Source organism: Streptomyces sp. AC1-42W (assembly GCF_003248355.1).
GTDB lineage: Bacteria > Actinomycetota > Actinomycetes > Streptomycetales > Streptomycetaceae > Streptomyces.
Map to the genome: position 1 here is coordinate 910,982 of NZ_QKWY01000002.1, position 23,454 is coordinate 934,435.

15 protein-coding genes are annotated in these 23,454 nt (G+C 70.4%); 10 read left to right on the top strand and 5 right to left on the bottom strand.

The genetic code is table 11. From position 1 onward, the window contains the following. Position 1 precedes the first annotated feature (1 nt). The 5 genes from DNK56_RS22110 (at position 2) to DNK56_RS22130 (ending at position 3,495) form a co-directional block, all read left to right on the top strand. The gene (locus DNK56_RS22110) at positions 2-1,102 is read left to right on the top strand and encodes a hypothetical protein (protein WP_111337377.1); all 1,101 of its coding nucleotides are present in this window, start codon (positions 2-4) and stop codon (positions 1,100-1,102) included. Further along, a complete protein-coding gene (locus DNK56_RS36170; RefSeq protein WP_274543558.1) occupies positions 1,056-1,517 on the top strand; it encodes a Scr1 family TA system antitoxin-like transcriptional regulator in 462 nt (153 codons plus the stop codon). The genes DNK56_RS22110 and DNK56_RS36170 overlap by 47 nt, the downstream gene beginning before the upstream one ends. Beyond that, the gene (locus tag DNK56_RS22120; protein ID WP_111337380.1) at positions 1,514-1,723 is read left to right on the top strand and encodes a DUF397 domain-containing protein; all 210 of its coding nucleotides are present in this window, start codon (positions 1,514-1,516) and stop codon (positions 1,721-1,723) included. The genes DNK56_RS36170 and DNK56_RS22120 overlap by 4 nt, the downstream gene beginning before the upstream one ends. A 78-nt stretch (positions 1,724-1,801) precedes the next feature. Then, entirely contained in the window at positions 1,802-2,944 is a 1,143-nt protein-coding gene (locus DNK56_RS22125; RefSeq protein WP_111337382.1) for a helix-turn-helix domain-containing protein, read from the top strand. Between the two features lie 101 nt (positions 2,945-3,045). Beyond that, positions 3,046-3,495, top strand: coding sequence for a nucleotide-binding protein (locus DNK56_RS22130; RefSeq protein ID WP_241990054.1), 450 nt, complete (start codon positions 3,046-3,048; stop codon positions 3,493-3,495). Positions 3,496-3,532: 37 nt separating this feature from the next. Here the strand turns inward: DNK56_RS22130 and DNK56_RS22135 are convergent, their stop codons facing one another. The 3 genes from DNK56_RS22135 to DNK56_RS22145 all read right to left on the bottom strand — a co-directional run bounded on the left by DNK56_RS22135 (position 3,533) and on the right by DNK56_RS22145 (position 8,963). Continuing rightward, positions 3,533-5,662, bottom strand: coding sequence for an RNA repair domain-containing protein (locus DNK56_RS22135; protein WP_111337387.1), 2,130 nt, complete (start codon positions 5,660-5,662; stop codon positions 3,533-3,535). Beyond that, the gene (locus tag DNK56_RS22140; RefSeq protein ID WP_111337390.1) at positions 5,662-7,356 is read right to left on the bottom strand and encodes an RNA ligase family protein; all 1,695 of its coding nucleotides are present in this window, start codon (positions 7,354-7,356) and stop codon (positions 5,662-5,664) included. The genes DNK56_RS22135 and DNK56_RS22140 overlap by 1 nt, the downstream gene beginning before the upstream one ends. Positions 7,357-7,439: 83 nt before the next feature. Continuing rightward, positions 7,440-8,963 (bottom strand): FG-GAP and VCBS repeat-containing protein, encoded by a 1,524-nt coding sequence (locus DNK56_RS22145; RefSeq protein ID WP_111337393.1) that lies wholly within the window; start codon positions 8,961-8,963, stop codon positions 7,440-7,442. Positions 8,964-9,375: 412 nt separating this feature from the next. On the opposite strand from DNK56_RS22145, the gene DNK56_RS22150 reads away from it, so the two are divergent. The 3 genes from DNK56_RS22150 to DNK56_RS22155 all read left to right on the top strand — a co-directional run bounded on the left by DNK56_RS22150 (position 9,376) and on the right by DNK56_RS22155 (position 19,686). After that, complete coding sequence (locus DNK56_RS22150; RefSeq protein ID WP_111337395.1) at positions 9,376-18,471, top strand: DNRLRE domain-containing protein; 9,096 nt, start codon at positions 9,376-9,378, stop codon at positions 18,469-18,471. After that, positions 18,440-18,973 (top strand): hypothetical protein, encoded by a 534-nt coding sequence (locus tag DNK56_RS34780; protein ID WP_146610440.1) that lies wholly within the window; start codon positions 18,440-18,442, stop codon positions 18,971-18,973. The genes DNK56_RS22150 and DNK56_RS34780 overlap by 32 nt, the downstream gene beginning before the upstream one ends. A 128-nt stretch (positions 18,974-19,101) precedes the next feature. Further along, positions 19,102-19,686 carry a hypothetical protein gene (locus tag DNK56_RS22155; protein ID WP_111337397.1) on the top strand — a complete coding sequence of 195 codons (585 nt, stop codon included), beginning with the start codon at positions 19,102-19,104 and terminating at the stop codon, positions 19,684-19,686. 70 nt (positions 19,687-19,756) lie between these two features. On the opposite strand, the gene DNK56_RS22160 is transcribed toward DNK56_RS22155, so the two are convergent. Beyond that, the gene (locus DNK56_RS22160; protein WP_274543565.1) at positions 19,757-20,023 is read right to left on the bottom strand and encodes a DUF5959 family protein; all 267 of its coding nucleotides are present in this window, start codon (positions 20,021-20,023) and stop codon (positions 19,757-19,759) included. A gap of 245 nt (positions 20,024-20,268) precedes the next feature. Here DNK56_RS22160 and DNK56_RS22165 point away from each other — a divergent pair, with 245 nt between their 5' ends. Beyond that, entirely contained in the window at positions 20,269-20,739 is a 471-nt protein-coding gene (locus DNK56_RS22165) for a DUF5959 family protein (protein ID WP_111337403.1), read from the top strand. A gap of 280 nt (positions 20,740-21,019) precedes the next feature. On the opposite strand, the gene DNK56_RS22170 is transcribed toward DNK56_RS22165, so the two are convergent. After that, complete coding sequence (locus tag DNK56_RS22170) at positions 21,020-21,823, bottom strand: hypothetical protein (RefSeq protein ID WP_241990055.1); 804 nt, start codon at positions 21,821-21,823, stop codon at positions 21,020-21,022. A 171-nt stretch (positions 21,824-21,994) separates the two neighbouring features. On the opposite strand from DNK56_RS22170, the gene DNK56_RS22175 reads away from it, so the two are divergent. Then, on the top strand, positions 21,995-23,215 hold the full coding sequence (locus DNK56_RS22175; RefSeq protein ID WP_111337406.1) for a hypothetical protein: 1,221 nt from the start codon (positions 21,995-21,997) through the stop codon (positions 23,213-23,215). Positions 23,216-23,454: the final 239 nt, after the last annotated feature.

A 23,454-nucleotide genomic window follows, 5' to 3' on the forward strand; every position in this document is an offset into this window, starting at 1 on the left:
GATGGACGCCAGCCGGATAGCGCGGCGGTTCCCGTTGGTACCTCGGCCGCGGCCCGCGTGCCTGCCGCTTGCCGAGCGGGTACAGGAGATTCACGATCTCGCTCGGAGCGCGGAGCAGAACGGTGACCTCGGCACCTGTGCCGCGGCGCTGAACCGGGCAGCTTTGATCGCCAGCGACTGTGGATTACCCGACCTGGCCCGTGATCTGTGTTGGCGTCACGCGGAGATCTTCCTGCGCGCCCAGCCCCTGGGCGCGCAGGAAGCACGGTACGCACTGGAACCCCTCGTCAACCTTGCCCGGCTGAACATCCGAGACGGCGACGGTGAAGGCGCCTACCAGTTGCTCGACGCCCTGAACCAGGCGGTGAAGCGACAGTCGGACGTGGTGATCGACGGGCGCACCATCTCCTTCCGGGACCTGACCACGACGGCCGAAGACCGGCGAACGGTCTGCCAGTGGCTCTGGACGGTGCTGCTGGGCGACGGCACGCGCGCTCTCGTCGCGGCCAACCAGTGGGAACGCGTACGGGCACACGCCGTGCAGCACAAGGGGATCGGCCGCCGCCTCTTCGACGGCCGCCAGGTGGAGATCGTGTCACTCTGCCTCGGGGGCGACCCGACATCGGCGCTCCGGACTCTGGAGGAGAGCACGCCAGGCGAAACCTGGGAACGGCCCGTTGCCGAGTGCCTCGCGCTGCTGTGCCTTGCGACGGTCGGAGAGCCACCGGCAGAGGCGGCCTCGAAGGCGGCGGCGGAATACCTGAATCTCGAAGCGACCTCCGAGCTGGTCGTGTTCCGCACGCGCGTCGGGCTCACGGTGCTCGACCTCTGCCCGGATACCGGTCGCGCCGAGATCGCCCGCCGCCTCGTTCGCGATGCGGTGGCCTCCGGTGACGGATACGTTGCCCGGGAGGTGCTCGCGCACACGGTTTGCCCCGAGCGGATGAGCGAGAGAGACCGCTGCCTGCTGTCCGAGGCCGTCTCGACCGCTGGCCTGGGAGGCGGGAGTATGCCGTCCGCGCTGAAACGGAAACTCTTGGACGCCGTGCAAGTCGGTGGCGCAGCGGCGGAGCGAGTCATGCAGAAGCACAGCGCGTTGTGATTGGTCGAGATACCGGTCACCTCGGCACGGCGCCCTCTCAGCTCAGGTGTCGGGGCGGGCACCCGAGCTCAGCTGCGTGCAGGAGGAATCCTCGCTGCGCCGCCCGGTCGGGGGTGTGACGGTTTGGCGCCGGCAGCTCGAAAACTTGCTGCGATTGGGCGAGTCGCCCTTCGTGGACATCCAGGTGATGCCGACGTCCCGGTGGGTCCACCCAGGAACGGGGGGACGGATTCAGGTGCTTAAGTTCGCTGATGGGACGGCGATCGGCCGTGCGGACGACGAGTTCGTGGGAAGGCCGACCGCGCAACCCGAGCAGCTTCGTATCCTAAAGCTACGGTTCGGCATCATCCGGGCTCGGGCTCTGACGCCGGAGGAGTCCCTGGCCTTCGTTAAGCAAGTGCGGAGAGAAACATGATGCACAGGTCAAGTGCCGGGACAGCCTTCGAGCTGGAGTGGTTCAAGAGCAGTTACAGCAGCGGCAGCGAGGGGGACTCCTGCGTTGAGGTCGCGGCTGCGCCGGGCGCCGTGCATGTCCGTGACTCCAAGGACCTGTCCGTACCTGCGCTCGCTTTCGGGCAGGGCGCCTGGGCGGGTTTCGTCTCGTACGCGGCCGAGCGCTGAGCCGGTCGTAAGTGCGTCCGGCGCGGCGGCAGCCGCGCCGGCTCGACGCTCACCGGGTGCCGTGCGAGAATCGCACGTATGGCTAGCATCGACGCACGCGTGCTTGGTGAGCGCATCCGAGATGCCCGCAAGCGTGCGGGTATGAGCCAAGAAGACCTCGGGCAAGCTGTGGGCCTTGAGCGCACGGTGGTGAACAAGATCGAGGGAGGCGTCCGCCGGGTCACGGCTCTCGAGATGGCGGACATCGCCGGCGCACTCGGCGTTCGTATGTTCACGTTCTTCGAAGATCCCGTTCCGGCGCTGGTCTCCCATAGATCGAGTCAGGGTCTCGATACGGTCGACTCCCAGATTGACGCGCTCCTTGCGAACCTCGCCGGTGAAGTCGAGTTCGTCGATTCGTTGGGCGTCCAAGAACTCGGCCTTGATACTGTTGAGGCCGTCACCCGAGCCGGCATCACGCCCCCCTCCACCAACTCCGAGGCCGAAGCGCTCGCCGCGAAGGCGCGGGCGCTGATGGAGCTTTCGGAGGATGAACCGATCTGTCGGCTCTCGGACAGCGTTGCCACGCTTGGGCTCTTGGCCTTTTCCCGCAATATCGGAAAGGACACGGCCGACGCCGGGACGATCCTGCTGCGCCGTGGTGGCGTCAGTCTCGTCAACAGCCACATGAAAGTCGGGCGCAGGCGATTGGCGCTTGCGCACGAACTCGGCCACTACCTCGTTGCCGACGACTACACCATCGATTGGCGCGTGTCCTGGCACTCTGCCAGTGACGCCCCGATGGAGTCGCGTTTCGATCGCTTTGCGCGTGCTCTTTTGCTGCCTCGGTCCGCTGTCCGCCGAGAGTGGCAGAAGAAGGTCGAACAGTACGAGGTGCGTAACGCCGCCATTCTGTTGGCGAGCGAATTTCGTGTCGACATGGCCACACTGGCGACGCGGCTCAGAGAGCTGGACCTTGCGGACGGGGAGACGAGCAGTGCGGTGCGTGAATTCCGTACAACCCAGACCGACATCGTCGAGCTGAATCTGAAGGTTCCCATCGAGGAGCTGGAAGGCACGTCGATTCCCCGTGGTTTCGCACGTGCGGTGCTGCGGTTGGTGCGCGACGAGCGGATCAGTCGTGACCGGGCTCTGGAACTACTGCAGGGGACTTTTGACGACTCGGATCTGCCGCGTAATCGCGTGCGCCGTGCCGATGAGATCTGGCGGTTCGTGTCGTGACGGTGCCCGAGGACGCCTGGGTTTTCGACACAGGCCCCTTGCGCCACTTCGCTGCCCAGGGGTGGCTGGGGGTCTTACGGTTCCTCGCAGGGGAGCGGCCCGTGTACATTCCGCCCACCGTCAAGCGCGAGCTCTACAATGCCGCCGACCAGGTGCCTGCCGTTCGGCAGGTGGTCGAAGCCGACTGGATTCACGTTCATTCGGTAGACTCCATGGCATACACGGCCGCATTTTCTCGCTACTACGACCGGCTGGTCGCCGGTGGTAAGAATGTGGGCGAGTGCGAGGTTCTCGCCATGGGAAAGATCTACGGTTGCGAAATCGTGCTGGATGATGCCGCGCCGCGCCGGATCGCGGACGAGGAGGGGATTCGAGTCACAGCGACGGTCCCCATTCTGTGCGATGCGATCCGCGAAAAGAAACTGACGACAGTCATGGTCGAAGAGCTCGCCGATAATCTCCTTGAGGGAGATTACTTTCTGCCTTTCGGGCCGGGAGGCTTTCGGCAGCACGTGCTGGAGCACAGCCTCCTGGACTACGACGAGCTCTGAACGGCACGCTTCGGGCCACGGGCAGCAGAGCGGTCCATCACGCCCCCGGCCGGTCCGCCGGTCCCAGCGACGCATCCCTGATCCCGCGCAGCACCTCCGTGCCGATCTCCGTCAGGCGGGCCGGGGCCGGGGGCGTCGCGCCCAGGCCGATCGCGTAGCCCGTGCGGCCGTTCACCGACCGTACGCGGGGCCAGGCGCGGCAGTCCGGGGCGCCCGCCTCCGCCAGGGCGGCGGTCAGGGCCAGGAGGCGTCCGCGTAGGCGGCCCTCCTCGGGCGGGGCGGCCGACGCCAGGGCCCAGGCGGCGTGCTCCGTGAGCGGGGGCGGGGCGCAGAGTGCGTCCGGGTCCTCCGTGTCCAGGAGCTCCCACGCCCGGAACAGCTCCGCCGTGAGGAGGTCCCGGAAGGCCGGGGAGACCTGCGTCGTGCAGGAGCGGACCGGCGCGGTCGGCGTGTACACCGTGAGCGGGTCACCGGTCGCCGGGCCCTCGCCCACCGGTTCGCGCCAGTCCCACGCCGCCCACATCGCGAAGAAGTCCCGCAGGCCGCCGCCGCCCTCGCACACCGTGCGGGCCGCGAGCACCGCCCAGGCGATGCCCGGCAGGCCGCCGCACGGGGCGGAGTCCAGGCCCCTGGCCGCCGCCCACTCCTTGACCTCCCGCGCGAGCGCGGTGAACGCCTCCCGGTACGGGCCCGTCGCCCCGATCACCGCCTCCGCGTCGCTCACCGCGCTGAGCGCGAGCGCCGCCGCCTCGCTCAGCTCCGCGCGCCGCGCCACCGCCTCGGCCGGCGGCACGGGCCCCGTCGCCACGGTGACCAGGTCCACCCGCAGGCCGTCCACGTACCACCGCAGCCCCGGCACCCGCGCGCCCGTCACCTCGCGCAGGCCCCGCGCCTCCGGGAACGCGGCGGCGAGCCGTTCCCGTACGCCCGTGACGTCGGGGAGCGCCGCCACCAGGTCCAGGTCCGCGCCGGGGCGTGCGCAGCCCATGCGCCGGGAGCCCACGACGTGCACGCGCGCCCCTGGCAGGGCCGCCGCCACCCGGTCCGCGACCTCCTCGGCGGCCACGGCGGGCGGGCCCAGCTCCACCCGTACCCCGTAGTGGTCGGAGATCCACACCCCGCCGGGGCCCGCACGGTCCCCCGTCAGGGTCGCCGTACGCGCCCGAAGCCGGTCCGTGCGCAGCAGGACGCGGTCCAGGCGGGAGACCCGGCCCGAGAAGGACGAGATCGCGGCGAGGGGGTTGGCCGACGGGTCGAAGGTGGGCGTGCGGTCGGCCGGGCCGTGGACCTCCGTCCAGGCGTCCGTCATCGCGAGGCGCGACTGCGGGCGGTCGCCGCCGTCGTTGAAGTCGCCCACGAGCACGAGTTCGCCCGGCACCGCCGCCAACCCCGTGGCCAGATCGGCCAGTTCGGTGTCGCGGCGGGCAGCCCCCGCCGGGGAGTGGTCGCTGCTGAGATGGGTGACGGCCACCGTCACCGACCCGTCGCCCGTCTCCACGGCGACCGCCGCGACCGCCTTGTGCGGGCCCAGGACGTGCACGGCGGCCTCGCTCACCGGCAGCCGGCTGAGCAGCAGCAGCCCGTGGTCCGGCACGTCGTGCCCGGAGGGGTCGGCCGCGAGCGTGTAGTGGGCCCGTACCCAGCCGCAGCCCAGCAGCAGGGTGAGAAGCGCGGGCTCCACCTCCTGGAGCGCGATCACGTCGGCGTCCGCCGCGCGCAGCGCCTCCAGGAGAAGGGGGCGGCGCCGGGCGGTGTCGATGCGGTCGCTGTCGTAGCGGTCCCAGAGGGTGTTCCAGGTGAGGACCGTCAGCGGGCCGGCCGTTCCCGGCCCGGCTGCGGGCGCCGGTTCCCAGGCGCCCGTCGCGGGGGAGTACGCGTGCGGCGTCCGGGCCGTGAAGTAGGGGGACGGCAGGCGGCGCGCCTCCCGTATCCGGCCGGCCTCCGTCGCGTCGACGCGGTCCGTGCCGGTGGCCCGGTCCCACACCACCTCGCCGTCCGCCTCGAAGAACAGGACCCGGTGCCAGGGGATCTCGCCCCCTGGCGTGAACCGGTCCAGCGGCACCCGCTTCGGCTCCCGGCCGCGCTGCGCCACGCCCAGCACGAAGCGCGCCGGGTCGAAGCGGGCGTCCCAGCGGACCCGGTGGTAGATCTCCTCGCTCGTACGCATCAGGCCCAGTCCTCCACGGTTCCGCTGGTGCCGATGTACCAGGTGCGGTGCGCCTGGCCGGGGTAGGGCGGGACGAACCGGTGCAGCTGCGACGCCAGCACCTGCGGCGGCACGGGGTGCTCCCGGCGCCCGTTGCGCGCGGCCAGCTCCGCCTCGTCGATCCAGGCCACGGCGTGGGTGACCAGGGCGTCCCGGCGGTGGGCGACCGCGTGCGCCAGGGAGCGCTGGTGCGGGTTGAGCGAGGTGGCGTCCCAGACCACCGTCGCGCCGGGGACGAGGGCCGCGTCCAGCCGGTCCAGGCCCTCGCGCAGCACGTCACCGTTGGCGCCCTGGTCGGCGCGCGAGGCCCGCGCCTCGCGCAGATCATCCAGCGAGATGTACGTGGCGACGCCCGGCAGCGCGCGGCCGAAGGTGCTCTTGCCGCTGCCGGACGGACCGGCCAGCTGCACCAGGCGCGGGAAGTCCCCGGACCGCCACCGCCAGGTCGCGGCGACGGCCTCATCGGCGGTGGAGATCCGCCCGGCGGCGTACGCGTCCCGTGCCTGTGCCAGACAGCGCGCGGCGGCCTCGGGCCCGAGACCGGCGAACGCCTCCCGCAGCCCTTCGGGCTCCCGCACCTCCTCCGCGTGCAGGGCCGACCACTCGACCTGCTCCCGCGCCCCGGGGGTGTCCGCCAGCGCGCCGGACACCGCGTGCAGTACGGACAGGTCGGCGGCGAGCGCCATCCGGGCCAGCCCGGCGCGCCGCTCCTCGTCCGGGTAGGGGCGGTGGAGCGCCGGGTACAGCCCGACGAGGTCCGCGACGCGGCGGGCGAGCGGCAGGCCGAGGGGGCCGGCGAGGAGCGGGGCGAGGGCGGTGCGCCGGGTGGTGTGCAGCAGCGCGGCCAGGACCCCGGCGAGGCGGTGGTCCCCGGTGAGGCCGAGGGTGTCGAGGGCGTCGGCGGCGGCGAGGACCTGCTCCGGCGGGGCGTGCGGGGGTCCGTCGTGCTTGGGCGCGTCTGTAGGGCCGAGGCCCACCGCCGCGCGCAGGGCGCCCGCGTCGACCGGGGCCCCGGACCGTACGGCCCACAGCGCGGCCGTAGGGGCGAGCCCGTTCTCGACGACTTCCGCGTGCATCCAGTGCGTATCGGTCACCACGTGCCCCGGCCGCACCCACTTGCCGACGACGCGCCCGAACAACGCGGCCGGGAAGCCGGCGGCCGGCCGCACGACGTACCCCTCCTGCCGCCCCGTATCCGGCTTCAGCGCGCGCAGCGCCTTCGCGTCGAACACCCCGCGCCACAGCACGGGCGGCGCGGGGACGCCCAGGGAACGCAGGAACCCCACGGTCTCGTCCCAGCCCAGACAACGGTCGCCGTCCCACACGGAGAACCCGTAGAAGTGGCTCTCCAGCGCGTCGTACGCGAGGGAGTGCCGGGCGAACATGTTCTCCCCGCAGATCCGCCACCCCCGCGGCACCCGGGGACCGATCCGCGCCTGGAGGGCCTTCACCCACGTACGCGAGGGATGGTGCGCCGAATCCAGCGAACGGGCATGCAGCCCGTCCGCGTACAGCGTGGTGTTCTCCCCGTCCAACTTCTCCGTGACGACGACCTCGGTCCCGGCGAGCGCCGGGAGATCCGTCATCCGCACATCATCGGAGGAAGCACCGGGCGACCAGGGAAGATGAGGAGTCCGTGGATAGTGAATCCGCATGCTCCCCGCCCCCGTACCGTCGCCGCCTCCGGCCGGAAACTGTAGGGGCGGGAGCCCGTCCGTACGACCGATTAACGCGCACGTCAGTGCGGCAGCGCCACTCCGAACGCGTCACCGTCGCTGCCGGCCGAAAAGCCGAGGTCGCCCTCGCCGAGGGCGGTGGCCGCTTCCAGGGTGCCGGGCCGGACCTTGAGCACAGTAACGGTGCCGGCCGCGTTGCCGGGGGCGCCGACCAGCGGTTCGACGCGGCCGTTGCCGTCGGTGTCCAGGGCGCCTACCGTCCAGCCGAAGTGGTCGTGCGCGGCTATGACGCCAGGCACCTTGTCGGTGTCCTGGTCGATCCAGAGCGCGCCCTTGGTGGTGAGGCCGCCGGTCGCGTTGCCGAAAAGGACCATCGAGGCGCCGGCGCCGGTCGCGGAGTTGAGCGCCTCACTGCGCATGCCGACGACGAGGTCGTCCGTGCCGTCGCCGTCGAAGTCGCCCGCGGCCAGGCCGGACGCGAAGTAGTCCTCCATCTCGGGGGCGCCGGAGATACCGGGGGAGTCCTGGTCGAAGAGCTTCACGCGGCTGGTGGCGGACAGGCCCTGGGAGCTGCCGTAGAAGATCGCGAGGCGTCCGGCCGCGCCCTTTCCACCGACCTGCTCGTCGGACACGCCGACGGCGACATCCGCGTAGTCGTCGTCGTTGAAGTGGCCCACCGCCAGCGCGCTGCCCGCGAACTCGCCGATGCCGTCCACACTGCCGGAGTCGACGAATCCGCCGGCCGCCGGGGCGCCGCTCTTGAACGGGCCGTACAGGATGTGGAGCGAGCCCCGGTCGGAGCTGCCGGATATCTGTTCGCCGATGGTGGCGGAGATCAGGTCGCCGACACCATCGCCGTTGACGTCCGTCACGGCGAGCTGTTCACCGAAGCGGTCCCCCTTCTCGGGGACGCCGGGGACGTTGGCCGTGCCCTGGTCGATCTCGATGGTGTTCTTGGCGTTGAGGCCGGTGGACGTGCCGAACATGATCTTCACGGTGCCGGCGTTGGCCAGGCCGCCCGCGTTGTCGAGGGGCTGGCCGATGGCGAGGTCGCAGTAGCCGTCGTCGTTGATGTCTCCGGTGGCCAGGGAGTAGGCGAATATCTCGTCCTTGGCGACGGCACCTGGGTAGGAATCGGTGTCCTCGCTGAACACCTCGGTCGTGGAGTTGTAGATTCCGCCGGAGCTGCCGTAGTGGACTGTCAGCATTCCGGCGCCTTCGACATCCCCGAGGGCCTCCGTCGGTGAAGCCACCACGAGGTCGGCGTAGCCGTTGTTGTCGAAGTCGCAACTGGCCACCGACTGACCGAAGGCGTCGTCGGCTTCCGGGTCGCCCGATACGCCCGGAGACGCCTGGTCGATACGGACCGCGCTGTGGGAGGGCCCGGTGGACGTGCCGTTGGCGATGACGACCGAACCCGCCCCCGCGTGGCCCGACACGGTGTTCCCGGGCATGCCGATGACGAGGTCCGGCTTGCCGTCGCCGTTGAAGTCGTAGGGCTTGGCCGCATGACCGGAGCCGGCCGTGAGGGCGATCGTCAGGGCGGGAAACGGGGTTTCGCCCTCAGGGCGAAAGGCCGCCCGCATGATCGGGTAGGCTGGTCGGAGTGCGGTGCGAGAACCAAGCTCCGTACGCGTGCTGATCGAGAACCAAGACAGCACACGCACCTCCAAGCTTTGCCATGCCGAACCGGGCAGGTTTCGTCCCGGCTGGTGTTGAGCGTGGAAGACCTGCCGGGTCGCCGACCCGGCAGGCGGCGTGAGCCAGGAATCCCCCTGCTTCAGCTGGGGGAGGATTCAATTAACGTGTACGCCGCCGAGGGGTCTCCCTGATCTTCGGCGGGCCCGGCACCCCGCTTCCGGCCGATCGCTCCCCACGGGGGGCGGTCGGTTCTCGGTTTGAGGGAGTTCCGGGCCCAGCCGCCCCCGTCCGCATGCGGTCTTCCGGCACCCCCTCCGGTGGCGTTCCTCGCGCGCCGCCGCCCTGACGGCCGGCAGCGTGTTCCTGGCGCTCGGCGCGACTCTGCTGCCGGCCCCCGCCCTGACGCCGGTCGCGCGCGCCGCCGACGCCGCGGCGCCCTGGCCCGACACCGAGGCTCCCACCCAGCGCACCGGGACCGCGGCGGGCCGCGACCACGAGGTCGGCGCCGACCGCACCGACGCCACCGGCCGCAACGACCTCGACCCGGTGGACCTGGAGGCGGGCAAGGGCGCCCTGCCGCTGCACGACGGCGGCAACGGGTTCGCGACGGTCGAGCCGGAGGTGGCGCAGACCGCCCTCGAACCGGGAACCGAGACCGCCGACGCGGACGGCGCGACCGGCTACGACCCGGACAAGAGCATCGAGATACCCGCCGAACGGACGGCCACGTCCAAGGAGTTCGGCAACCCCGACGGCACCCGCACCACCCGGGTCTACACCGAGCCCGTGCACTACGAGGACGCCACCGGAACCTGGCAGGACATCGACACCTCGCTGGTTCCGGCCGACGAGGCCAAGGGCGTTCCCGAGGCCGCGAAGACGGACGGCGACCGGCTCGCCGCCGCCTCCGACGACACCGGACTCACCCTCGCCCCACAGGGCGACGACCCGGCCCTGGCCCGGCTGACCCTGGACGAGGGGAAGCACGCGGTCGGCTTCGGGCTCGACGGAGCGTCGGACACCACCGCACAGGTCGACGGCGACACCGCGCACTACGCCGGAATCCGGCCGGGCGCGGACGTGACCCTTCAGGCGACGCACGGCGCGGTCAAGGAGACCATCGTCCTCGACTCGTCCGACGCGCCGCACGTCTGGACGTTCCCGCTCGACCTCGACGGGCTCACCCCCTCCCTGGACGAGCACGGCGCGGTCCTCCTGAAGGACGCGGACGGCGCCGCCCAGGCCATCATCCCCAAGGGCTGGATGGAGGACTCCTCGCACGATCCGGAGACCGGCGGCCCCGCCCTCTCCGGCGACGTCGACTACGCCCTCACCGAGCAGGACGGCCACTGGTCGCTGAAGGTCGAACTGGACGACGCGTGGCTGGACGCGCCGGAGCGCGTCTACCCGGTCAAGGTCGACCCGAGCGTGGACGACATCGACAGCAACGGCGACGCCTTCGTCCAGAACTCCTGGCCGGACAGCAACTTCGCCGGCGACGACGAGCTGAAGATCGGCAGCTACGACGCGGGCACCAGCCGTGCCATGAGCCTGATGCGGTTCAACAACGTCACCAGCAAGCTCAAGCACCGGTACATCCTCAACGCGGACCTCGGCCTGTTCAACGTCTGGTCGTCCAGTTGCAGCGCCCAGAAGATGACCGTCAACCAGGTCACCGGCTCATGGAGTTCCACCACGGTCACCTGGAACAACCGCCCGGCGAGCTTCGACCACCTGATCGCCACCGACTCGTTCGCGTACGGCGAGAACTGCGGCGGCTCCAAGTGGCGGACCATCGACCTCGGCAACAAGGGCGTCGACCTCGTCCAGGGCTGGGTCGACGGCTCCATCACCAACAACGGGCTCGCGATCTGGGCCGACTTCGAGAGCTCCGGCCCCTGGAAGCGCTTCGGCAGCGCCAACTCCGCCAACAAGCCGTACCTCAGCGTCACCCACAGCGCCTACGGCGCGCAGTACACCGTCGGGTCGCAGACCGCCCCGCTGACCGGCGGCCAGAGCGGTGAAGTGGACGTCACCGTCAAGAACCTCGGTGACTTCACCTGGGAGCCGCAAGGCTGGAACGAGGTCCGCCTCGGCACCCGCGTCCGCAACTACAGCACCGGCGCCCTCATGGAACAGAAGGCGTTCACCCGCTTCGACGAGCGCCTGACACCGGGCGACGACGCCACCCTGAGCGCCCGCATACCCCCGCTTCCCCCGGGGAAGTACAAGCTCAACTTCGACGTACAGCGGCTGCGCGACCAGAAGTGGTTCTCCACCGAGAGCGTTCCCGTCGCCACCGTCGCCGTCACCTCCCAGGACGTCGGTCCCCGCGTCACCGATGTCTACCCGCACCCCGGCGGGCAGGTCGGCAGCCTCACCCCGACCCTGTTCATGGACACCGAGACCGTCGACCACTACCCGGCCGGCGCCGCGATCGACCACTACTTCGAGGTCTGCTCCGGTACGGCGGACGAGCCCACGGACTGCGTCAACTCCGGCTGGCGGACCAAGCGGACATGGAACGTCCCCGCGTCCCGGCTGACCTGGGGCAAGCAGTACATCTGGCGCGTCAAGGCCCGTGAGAACGGCCTGGCGACCGCGCTCAGCCCCTTCTACACCTTCACCACCGCCGTCGAGCAGCCCGCGATCACCTCGCACCTCGGCGACCAGGGACCGGCCGGCGACGGCCGCGAGGTCGACCCCGGCATCGGCAACTACACCACCACCGACACCGACGCGACCGTCGCCACGACCGGCCCCGGCCTGACCGTGGCCCGTACCTACAACAGCCGCGACCCGCGCTCCGACAACGCCTTCGGGGCCGGCTGGACCACCCGCTACGACATGCGGATCGCACCCGACGAAGACGGCACCGGCAACGTCGTCGCCACCCTGCCCACAGGCCGCCAGGTCCGCTTCGGCAAGAACCCCGACGGCAGCTACGCACCCCCGTACGGCAGCTTCTCCACCCTCACCTCGGTCTCCGGAGGCGGCTGGAAGCTGACCGACAAGGACCAGACCTCGTACGTCTTCGACGGCGACGGGCGCCTCACCCGGGTCACCGACTACCGCGACCGCGCGCAGACGCTCACGTACAACACCTCCGGCGAGCTGACCACAGTCACCGCGACCGGCGGGCGCGCCCTGCACCTCACGTGGACCGGCGGCCACGTCAGGACGGTCACCACCGACGCCCCGGCGACCGGCACCGACCCGCTGACCTGGACGTACACCTACGACAGCGACCGGCTGACCCAGGTCTGCGGCCCGGAGGACACCACCGGGCACTGCACCGTCTACAGCTACGGCGACGGCTCGCACCACCGCACCGTGGTCCACGACGCCGGACCGTTCTCCTATTGGCGCCTCGACGAGAAGGAGGGCGCCACCGACGCCGCGAGCGACCTGCCGCTCGACCGCGACGAGCACGCCGCCACCTACCGGGACGTGCGGCTCGGCACCGCCGGCGCGCTCGCGGGGAGCGCGGACACGGCCGTCACCTTCAACGGCACCACGTCCTACGTGCAGCTGCCGGACCAGCTGATCTCCGACACCCCCTACCTCACCGCCGAACTGTGGTTCCGCACCACCGGCAGCGGTGTCCTGCTCAGCTACCAGGACCACACCCTCGAAGAGGCCACCGCCGGCAAGAACACCCCCGCCCTCTACGTCGGAACCGACGGAAAGCTGCGCGGCGAGTTCTGGAACGGCAAGGCCGCTCCCATCACCTCGGCCACGACCGTCAACGACGGCACCTGGCATCACGCGGCCCTCACCGCCGCAGGCAACACCCAGACGCTGTACCTCGACGGCAAGAAGGCCGGCAGCCTCAGCGGCGACATCACCCAGTACGACCAGCGCTTCGTCTACCTCGGCGCCGGCTACTGGAACAACTGGCCCGCCACCACCGGCACCATCGGCCACCTCACCGGCGACATCGACGAGGCGGCCGTCTACAGCCGCCCCCTCGGCGCTAGCACCGTCGCCCAGCACCACGCCGCCGCCGAGGTCGCCCAGCAGCTCACCGGGGTGACCCTGCCCAGCGGGCGCGTGCACTCGGCGGTCGCGTACGACACCGTGCACGACCGGGTGTCCTCCTACACGGACGCGGACGGCGGCACGTACACGCTCTCCGACCTCGCGGCGACCGGGACCGACGCCAAGCCCGCCACCGACGACCAGGACGCCGTCGCCGGGACCACCACCCTCACTGTCACGGTCACCGACCCCGACAAGCGCGCGTCCGCCTACACCTACGACCCGCTCCAGGGCAACCGCCTCATCAGCCAGAAGGACGCGGCGGGCCACACCGGCACCTTCGCCTACGACACCGGCGGCTTCCTGGCCGCCACCACCGGCCCCGACGGCACCGTCACCCGCTTCGGCAACGACGAGCGCGGCAACAAGATCTCCCAGACAACCTGCCGGGACGCCGCCGACGAGGCCACCTGCCATACCTCGTACTACACCTACTACCTGAACGCGGACGACCCGCTCGACCCCCGGAACGACCAGCTCACCGCCGTCCGCGACGCCCGCTCGGCGAACGCGTCCGACAACGCGTACAGGACGACGTACGGCTACGACAGCCACGGCGACCGGACCTCCACCACCACCCCGGCCACCCCGGACTTCCCCTCCGGCCGCACCGAGTCCTTCACCTTCACCGACGGCACCGAGAGCGCGGCCGGTGGCGGCACGGTCCCGGCCGGCCTGCTCGCCACCAGCACCGACGTGCGTGGCGGGGTGACCGAGCGGACCTACACCGCAGCGGGTGACCTGGCCGAGGTGACCGACCCGAAGGGTGTCGCCACCGCGTACTCCTACGACGCCCTGGGGCGCGAGACCCGCAGCACGGTGGTCTCGGACGCCTACCCGGACGGCGTGAGCACGACCACGGTCTACGACGGGGAATCCCGTCCGGCCACGGTCACCGGACCGGTCACCACCAACGAGGTCACCGGTGCCGACCAGCGGGCGCGCACCACCTACACCTACGACGAGGACGGCCGGGTCCTGACGGAGTCGGTGGCCGACCTCCTCGGCGGCGCCGCCACCCGCACCACCACGCGCACCTACAACGCCCACGGCCGCGCCGCCACCCTCACCGGACCCGAGGGCGGCCGGGAGACGTACGCGTACGACACCTACGGCCACCAGACCAGCCGTACGATGCCCGGCCGGGGCACGTTCCGGTACACGTACACCGCGCTCGGTCAGCTGGCGACGATGACGCTCGCCGGCTACACGGGCGACCCGAACGACCCGTCCACCGCGCAGGACGTGGTGCTCGACTCCTACGCGTACGACCCGGCGGGCCGGATCGCCGAACACACCGACGCGATGGGCCGTACCACCCGCACCACGTACTACGACGACGGCCTCCAGGCCCAGATGGTCCTGGTCGGCTTCCACGACCCGAACGGCTCCACCCGCGACCTCGTGCTGAGCGACCGCACGTACGACGCGGCGGGCAACCTGGTCGGCGAGACCACCGGCAACGGCAAGGTCACCACGGCGTACGAGATCGACGCCGCCGGCCGCACCACCGCGGCGGTCCTGGACCCGTCGGGCCTGGCGCGCCGCATCGCGTACACGTACGACCCCGCGGGTGACGTGCTCACCGAGACCCACACGGGAGCGGGCGGCACTCGGACCGAGAAGGTCACCCTGAACCGAGACGTCACCGGCGCGGTCACCCGGCAGACGGTCGAGAACGGCGCCGACGACCTGGTCACCACGTACACGGTCGACGACCGGGGGCTGGCGGTCTCGGAGACCTCCCCGCGCGGCAACGCCGCAGGCGCCGACCCGGCCGCGTACACCACGCACTACACCTACGACGCCCTCGGTCGCCTGACCGGGACGCGTGCGGCCCCGGTAACCGCCGAGACCCGGCAGTCCGCGGCGGCGACCGTGCGCCCGACCATCACCGTCGGTTACAACGCCTTCGGCGAGACGGCAGACGTCCGCGACCCGGCCGGCCTCGTCACGCACACCGCGTACGACCGCCTGGGCCGCGCGACCGGCATCACCCTGCCGTCCTATACCCCGGCGGGTGCCACCACCGCGCTGACCAGCAAGGTCTCCCGCAGCTACAACGAGGCGGGCGACCTGGAGAGCGAGACCGACGCCCTCGGCAAGGTCACGACGTACACCTACGACCAGCTGGGCAACCTCGCCAAGGTGGAAGAACCCGCCCCCGAGGACGGCGCGGCCAACCCGGTCTCCACGTTCACCTATGACCTGCTGGGCGAGCAGCTGTCGGCCACCGGTCCGACCGGTGCCCGCACCGAGGCGACGTACGACGAGCTCGGCCGCCAGGTCACGGCCACGGAGATCGAACGCCACCCGGCCCAGGGTGTGTTCACCACAACCCTCGGCTACGACGACGCCGGCAACCTGCGGTCGACGAAGAGCCCGACCGGCCTGACGGCGACCGGGACGTACAACACGGCGGGCGACCCGCTCACCGCCACGGACACCGCGGGCGGTGTCACGGCCTACGGCTACGGCCCCACCGGCCTGCCCGTGACGGTGACGACCCCGCAGGGACGGACCACCCGCACGACGTACGACACGGCGGGCCGGACGACCGGGGTCACGGACGAGGACAGCGCGGGTACCGTCCTGCGGACGTCGAGTTCCACCTACGACGCGGACGGCAACCCGACCGAGGTCACGGACGCGCTGGGCCACACGGTCACGCAGACGTTCGACGCACTGGGCCGCCTCACCCGGCTGGTCGAGCCGGTCGACGCCGACACGGCGGTCACGACGACGTACGGCTACGACGCGACCGGTCACCGCACTCGCCTCACCGACGGCCGGGGCAACACGACCTGGTACGGCTTCACCAGCCACGGCTCGCTGGAGTCGGTGGTGGAGCCGTCCACCACCGCCCACCCGCAGGCGGCGGACCGCACCTGGACCACGGTGTACGACGCGGCCGACCGGCCGGTGAAGGAGCTCCAGCCGGGCGGTGTGACGGTGCAGCGCACCTTCGACGCGCTGGGCCGGCTGACCAGGGCCACGGGCTCCGGCGGCGAGGCGGCCACCACCCCGGACACCTTCGGCTATGACGCGGCCGGTCGCCTTGTTTCGGCGAGCGCGCCCGGCGGCACGGACACCTTCACCTACGACGACCGCGGTGACCTGCTGTCGGCGGACGGCCCCTCCGGCACGGCGTCCTTCGCCTACGACGAGGAGAGCCGCCTCACCACCCGCACGGACGCCGCAGGCCGGGCCGTCTTCGGCTACGACACGGCCGGCCGTCTGAAGACGGCAGCGGACCCGCTGACGCGGTCGACGGTGAAGTACGGCTACGACAGCGCCTCGCGCCTGACGTCGGTGGCGTACGGCTCCACGGGCGCGACCCGCTCGCTGGCCTACGACGTCCTGGACCGCCCGGCCTCGGACGAGGTGAAGTCCCCGGCCGGAACCACGACCGCGTCGACGGCCTACACCTACGACAAGGCGTCCCGCCTCACCGGGAAGACGACAACGGGCACGGCCGGCGCGGGCACCCAGTCCTACGGCTACGACTGGGCGGGCCGCATCACCAGCTGGACCGGTGTCAGCGGCGCGGTGACCGACTACACCTGGGACGCGGCGGGCAACCGCACCGGCGCGGGCGGCATCACAGCGACGTATGACGAGCGCAACCGGCTGCTGACGGCCGGGGACACGACGTACACGTACTCGGCGCGCGGCACCCGCACCGGCAGCACGGACGGGAGCGGTACGCACGCGGCGACGTTCGACGCGATGGGCCGGATGATCTCCGCGGACGGCACGGCGTACGCGTACGACGCGCTGGACCGTCTGGTCACCCAGGGCGGTCAGCGTCTGATCTACGGCGACCAGTCCAACAACCCCGTCGCCACGGCCGCGGGCCTGGTCTTCCGCGACCCTGCGGGCGAGGCGGTGTCCTCGGCCGCCGCCGACGGCACGGACGCGAGCGTGCTGCTGTCGGACGCGCTGCACGGCGACGTGACGGCTTCGGTGGACGCGGCCACGGGTGCTGTGGGCGGCTCGACGGGCTACTCCCCGTTCGGCGAGCTCACGGCGCGGTCGGGCACGGCAGCCCCGCTCGGCTACCAGGGCGAGTACACCGACCCGGACACCGGGCAGGTGAACATGCACGCCCGCTGGTACGACCCGGCCAACGGCGGCTTCACCTCCCGTGACTCCTGGACGCTGAACCCGGTGCCGTCCATCAACGCGAACCGGTACGGATACGGCGGCGGTGACCCGCTGACCAACACGGACCCGAGCGGACACGATGTGTGTGTGTTCGGCCACTGCGTCGACACCGACTGGATCAGCAAGGGCATCGACGAGGCCGAGCGCTATGCCAACACCGCAGGGCACGCGGCGACGAAGTACGGCAGCCGCGTACTGAAGTTCGGTACGAGGGCGCTGGGCGTCGTCGGACTCATCGTGGGCATCGTCTGGGATGCGACTCCCGTGGGTGACGACTCGTGCACGGCTGTCTTCGGGCACGAGTGCGGCAGCCAGCCGAGCACCGAGGGTAATCGTCAGCCGACGTTGTCATCTGGCTGCGGCTGGTACTGCTCTCCCCTCACGGGCGTCAAAGGCACCGGACCCACCGCCGGTGGACCTGGTGTCGGCGGGCAGGGCCCGGTCGGCCCGCCCCCGCCGCCGCCCCCGCCGCCGTGGGACAAGCTGATCGAGGACGCGCTGTCCCACAAGACGGCACGACCCTCCAGCAGTGCGACGACGGACAAGGGGCACCAGGAGTTCGTCGACGACTCCTTCACCAACGTGGTCAAGGACCTGGATGGCTTTACCGAAGGGTCTCTTAACGACTATTTCGACCTGCTTGGACTGAGTGGCGACTGCACGGGCGGCGGCCTCGGCTTTCAGTGCTCCAGTTACGGCAACCTCCTTGACCCCGATACCGGACTCGCCTACTGCAACCCTGCGACAGGACCAGCCGCCGGCAACACCTGCACGCCACTGCCCGCTGTCGGGGTCGGCTCTCCTGGGACGCAGAACAGGTCAGGCCCTCCGCACAAGACAGATGCACAGTTGCAGGCTGACGCTGACGCAATCCATGAAACATGGCGGACGCGGTATGGAGACCGTGCCTACAACGGAACGACTGTCACCACAGGCGTCCTTGATGGCGAGCTGGTATATGCGGTGAACAGGAGCAAGATCAACCCTGACGCAACGGACTTGGCTGAAAAGCAGCTTGGATACCGGCGAGTATTTGGAGTGCGACTCAAAGGGCCCAATCGAACTGATGCCGAGCAACTGCTGCTCAATGCGGTTGACCTGGGTGAGGTAGGCTCAAGCGGGCGCGTAGCGACGTCACGCGTACCGTGTGGGCCAAAGCGCCAGGACTGTGCTGGCAGGCTCGGCAGTCAGAAGTACAAGAACGTTCGAGTAGTTGGCCGCTGGGGCGTTGGAACTGGCCCGTGAAGTCAAAAGGCAGAATATGTATCTGTGGACTCAAGAGATGCGTTCATACCAGGGGCGGCTGCAGGATATCCTCCCTGCTGAAAGGTTGGTCATTGCCGTATCCGTGATGGATTGGACTCTGGAAAAGATGGGCCCAATGCAGCCTGGAGTGGTGAGGGATTACGTCAGCGTGAGCATGCGCGCTGCTCATGAGTGCGTTCGCTCAGGGGCTGAAGAGTTGGTGCTTTCTGATGAAATTCTTGACTCTTGGAATGACGTTGACGACCAGGCGGATGAGCCCGGTGCGACTCATTTCATGTCTGCCATTCTCGGGTGTGCGGATGCGCCTGAGGGGCTCTCGGGTGAAGTGCTGTATGGGGTTCTTGGTTTCTGCTACGAGGCGGTACGCGAAAGATTCGAAGAGCAGTTCGGGGTGGGGTTGGGGGCTGAGCTGAGTAGCCCTCAGTGTGGCGAAGCAATCGCATTTCAGAAATCAAGAATTGCGTACTTCCTTGCAGGGTGACCAGCGCGACAGAGGCGTGGCTGAGAGCCGAGAGCTGTGTCTCCGGCAGGGAAAGCTGACCAGCCACGACATCCAGCGTGCGGAGGTGCTTGTCTCCACGAGTTTGTGGGTCAGCACTGGAGGTCCCTGTGAGTATCGAGCGCCTGGCCCGTGACGCCGGGCTCGCCGCTCCCCGTCGCTACCGGGTGGACTGGGGCCGCGCCGAGGCGGCCGTGGGGACGTCGCTGCCGGCGGACTACAAGGAGTACGTGTACTGGTTCGGCCCCGGCGGCTTCGACGACTACTTGTTCGTCTGCGTGCCCGGCGTCGAGAACAGCAACACGGAGCTGGCGGCCCGCCTCGCCGCAGCGCACGAGGGTGCCCGAGTACGTGCTCAGCTCACCGGTGCGGCGCCTCGTGTGCCGTTGTTCCCGGAACCGGGCGGATGGCTGCCCTGGGGTTTCACCACGGGCAGTGACAGCCTGTACTGGGTCACGTCCGAGGGAGCCCCCGATCGCTGGACCATCGCGGGCCGCCCGGGCCGTGGGTCGGACCTCGCCTTCTTCGACGGGGGCTTCACCGCGTTCCTGCACACCTTCGTCCAGGACACCGTGGAGATGCCGTTCATCGCCGAGGCCGAGGGTGACGTCCCGGTTCCGTTCCAACCGGGCACCGGAGCGTGGCTTGAGGGCGGCGCGGGCACTCGCTCGGAGGCGTACGGCCTCTTCGAGTAGGCCCGGGAGCGGAATCCTGAGCGGGCGGGGCCATCGGACTCGCGGAGGGCGGCCCTGAGCCGCGGCCCTATTACCGCTCCAGCTTGAAGCGGCTTCTGACGACCGCGAGCATCTGGTGGTGTGCTTCCCAACCGGGCTGATCCATGAGGGGCACGGTGACGAAGACCTGTGAGCCGGTGACGTCGCAGACGCTCACCTCCGTGCACCCGCTCCCGTTCTCCTCCATCGGGCCGATCATGATTCGCGGGGAGCGCCCGCTTTCCAGCCAGGTGGCCTTCTCCCCGGCCGCGACAGACTCCACGACCTCGGCCCAACGGTCGAGGTCGTACGCGTTGATGTGTACGCATGGACCGCACGGTTGCCGCGGCCGCCGGTGAGCGGCCCGCCGGTCTCGGCCAAGTCGCTCACGTGATCAAGCATCGCCTCAAGAAGCTCTGGTAACGGCCGGACGCGATCGGAGGCCGTTTCGTGGCACCGGCTCGCACCGCTGGGCGATTTCCCCATACCGGGCGCCGGCTGCGACGATGTGCGGTCGGTAGGGAACGATATGGCCCACGCCGACTTACGAAAGCGAGCAACGTCATGATGGCACCGGCCCCGGTGGACCTGATCCACCTCGCCGATCCCGACGGCGACCGCTGCGTTGTGCGTGTCGCGGGGCGGTACCAGCCGGGCGTGCTGACCGGCCACGACATCTTGCGTGCGGAGGTTCTCGTCTCCACGAGTTTCGTGGACGCCCGGCTCGACCTCTACCTCTTCCACGACGACCTGGACTCCTGGGAGCAGCAGTTGTCCGATTTGGGGCCGGGCAGGACCGCCGGAATCGGCGGAGAGCGTGGCCTGAACCTGGAAATTCACGTACACGAGGACGGCGAACTGTCGATCCAGATCACCGACCCGGACCGCCTCTGGACTGTTCTGGGGACTCGGCCCCGGGAAGACTGGAGGGCGGAGCATCGCAAGAGTCTGGAACACGTCCGGAAGACCTGGCCCCGCGAAGTCATCGAGACGTCCCCCGGCGCCTATGAGTGGAACCCCGACCGCAAGCGCTGAGTCGTGAGAGCCGATCAATATCAACGGTCGACTCGGCATCGGCCACCCCGGAACCGAGCGAGGAAATCTCGGATACGACATCAGAGCGACCGTGGGAGCGTGGCAAGGTGCGCCGGACGGAGAAGGTCGCCACCATCCGTGTCGCTCGTCGGTCCAGGCGGCAGCCATCCGGGGACGGGATGCGGTGGGAGGCCGAGCGACACGTCGGCCTCCCACCAGTCCTGGACGATCTGCAGGCCTTCGACGATGCCGGCGTTCTCAGCGTCAACGCTGAAAGGGCTCAGTGCTGGTCGAAGACGTAGCCGTGCCCGTCACTGTCTGGGCAGGTGAAGACCCGGAAGTCGCCCCACCTGCCCACCGTGATTCCAGTGGTGTCGTCACTGGCCACGGTGAAGAGCAGACGGCACGGGGCGCCGCAGGTATGGCACGGGACTTCGCAAGGGTCTGTGAGGTGCCAGGTGGGCCATCCGCCGAACTTGATCCCGGCCACCCGGGTGATGACATCGCCTTCACCCCCAGTTGCCTCAGCGTATTTCTCGACAGACTTGACGAGTTCCCCGTCCGGCAGGGCCTGTGGGTAGGGGAAGTCGACGAGAGGCACCGCGGTGAGCGCGCACCGTACCGGGGTGTACCCGTAGTCCGGTTCCTCCTGCCGTACTGGCAGCGGGGGCGACCCGAGTACGCGCGTGACGTCGGCGCTGCTGCGCCAGCGGATCTCGACGACCGGGCTGACATCGGCATGCGGAGCGGGGGGATCCCAGTGCACGTTGGGACACCACAGAAGCTGAAACACATCCTTGCCCTCGGGCCACCAGTCACCCGGTGCGTCCCGCCGGTACACCTGCACCACCGCCACCATGGCCGTCGCCGGCGCCCCGGAACCGGACTTCTCGTCCGGGATGTCGCAGTGCGGCCAGGGCTCATCGGCAGGCCAGAGCAACGGTCCGCCCACAGAACTCTGGTGAACCGTCGGCTCCCCCGGTTCGGGGGCCAGTACCACCGCAGGCCGTGCGTACGGCGCGAGTCCGGGAACAGCCGCGACGATCTCCTCCGTCGAGGGCCTGGTGTTGTACGGCAGATCCATGGCCGGAGAGTAGCCCGCCCCTCCGACAATGAGCCATATCCGGACTCGGCCGTGCATCGATTCGATCGCGAGTTCGACGCGGTTACGGACACAGCGGGAGCGGTGACGACAATGTCCGGTGATCTTGTGCGGCCCCGTGCCGTCCCGTACTTACCGTGAAAAAGCGAACCCGTGAGCACCGTCCCGCCCCCCAAGCACCCCGACGACAGACCCGGTGACGGCCGGGAGCCGTCCTCCATCTCCGACGCGCAGTGGGAGGCGTTCCAGCGGGAGGCCGCGGAGGGTGGGGGGCAGGTGCCCAAGGAGCCTTCCGCGCGGGCGCGGATGGTGACGCGCCGGCTGCGTGAGCAGGACGAGGCGGCGGCCGGCCGCAGGCGGTGGTGGCAGCGGCGGAAGCGGACTCCGGAGCCGGCGCTTCCGCCGGGCTGGCGCACCGGCCCCGCCCGGCAGGAGACGCGGCGCGGCCCGTTGCGGACCGTGCGCACGGTGCTCGTGCTGGCGCTCGTCGCGGGGGTGACCCTGGTCGTCGTACGGCCGTCGCTCCTGCTGGACCGGCTCCCCGGCCACCACGCCGAGGCCGCCGCGACCGACGCCCCGCCGCTGCCCGCCGAGACGGCGCGGCCGTCCGCCGCCCCGGCGGTCCGGACCGGCCTGCCCACCCGCGCCCACCCCTTCCGCGGCTCGCCCGCCGAGCGGTGGGCCTCCGGGGCCGATGCCATCGAGCTGCCCGAGGCGAAGGCCACGGGCGGGATGAGCAAGGCCGACGTCGCGCTCGCCCTGCGCCTGACGAAGGAGTTCCTGGTCGCCACCAATCTGGACCCGGCCGTGCTGAGCGGCGGGCGGCCCGCCGCCGCGCTGGCCCTGCTCGACCCGAAGCAGCCCGAGATACTGCCGGACCTGCGGCGCGCCCTGCGCGACCCGGACGAGAAGCACGACCCGCTGGACCTGGTGAGCCGCTTCGACCCGGCCGAGGTGGCCCTGGCCGGTGACGTGGTCCGGGTGCGGGGGCGGATGACGTTCGCGGCGGGGGAGCAGCCGGGCGAGGTCCGGGTGCACGCCGACTACACCTTCGTCTACCCGCTGGTCCGGGCGGGCACGGACGGGGACGCGGACGACGTGGTGAGCCGCACGATCATCCGCCGGGACCTGACGACCTCACTGCTGGACCCGGGCAGGTGGCGGGCGACGCCGGGCAAGCTCACCCTCCACCGCTACGACAGCGAGTTCGGCAACAGCGCGTGCGACGTGTACGACGGCTACTACCACCCGGCGTTCCGCGACGGCGCGCCCACCGGAGCCCCCGCCACCGGGCCCGCCAAGGACCCGTACGACCGCAGCCGGCGCCTGTCCGCGACGGACGACGGCAGCTGCTGGAAGGCGAGCCGCACCTGATCGGGCGGCCGGTTCACGGCGCCCCGAAGCGTGCCTGCGTTTGAGCACCCACCCGGCCGGGGTAAGATCCCGGCCCGATTGGCCAGGCTCGTGACGCGTGTGGCACACTAGCCAGGTTGCTCGGTTGAGTGTCAATGCTGCGCGCCTCCCGCCGGGAGGACCGGAAGCGAGTCCCACAGTACTCGTCGGCCCCATGCGGGCCGGACGTACGGGAATCTTCCGGGAAGCGTAAGTGGGGC

What these genes read in the sequence shown, in the direction of transcription:
- DNK56_RS22110 (WP_111337377.1), top strand. Translation starts at nt 2, where the DNA reads ATGGACGCCAGCCGGATAGCGCGGCGGTTCCCGTTGGTACCTCGGCCG.
- DNK56_RS22120 (WP_111337380.1), top strand. Translation starts at nt 1,514, where the DNA reads ATGATGCACAGGTCAAGTGCCGGGACAGCCTTCGAGCTGGAGTGGTTC.
- DNK56_RS22125 (WP_111337382.1), top strand. Translation starts at nt 1,802, where the DNA reads ATGGCTAGCATCGACGCACGCGTGCTTGGTGAGCGCATCCGAGATGCC.
- DNK56_RS22135 (WP_111337387.1), bottom strand. Translation starts at nt 5,662, where the DNA reads ATGCGTACGAGCGAGGAGATCTACCACCGGGTCCGCTGGGACGCCCGC.
- DNK56_RS22140 (WP_111337390.1), bottom strand. Translation starts at nt 7,356, where the DNA reads ATGCGGATTCACTATCCACGGACTCCTCATCTTCCCTGGTCGCCCGGT.
- DNK56_RS22145 (WP_111337393.1), bottom strand. Translation starts at nt 8,963, where the DNA reads ATGCGGGCGGCCTTTCGCCCTGAGGGCGAAACCCCGTTTCCCGCCCTG.
- DNK56_RS22165 (WP_111337403.1), top strand. Translation starts at nt 20,269, where the DNA reads ATGATGGCACCGGCCCCGGTGGACCTGATCCACCTCGCCGATCCCGAC.
- DNK56_RS22170 (WP_241990055.1), bottom strand. Translation starts at nt 21,823, where the DNA reads ATGGATCTGCCGTACAACACCAGGCCCTCGACGGAGGAGATCGTCGCG.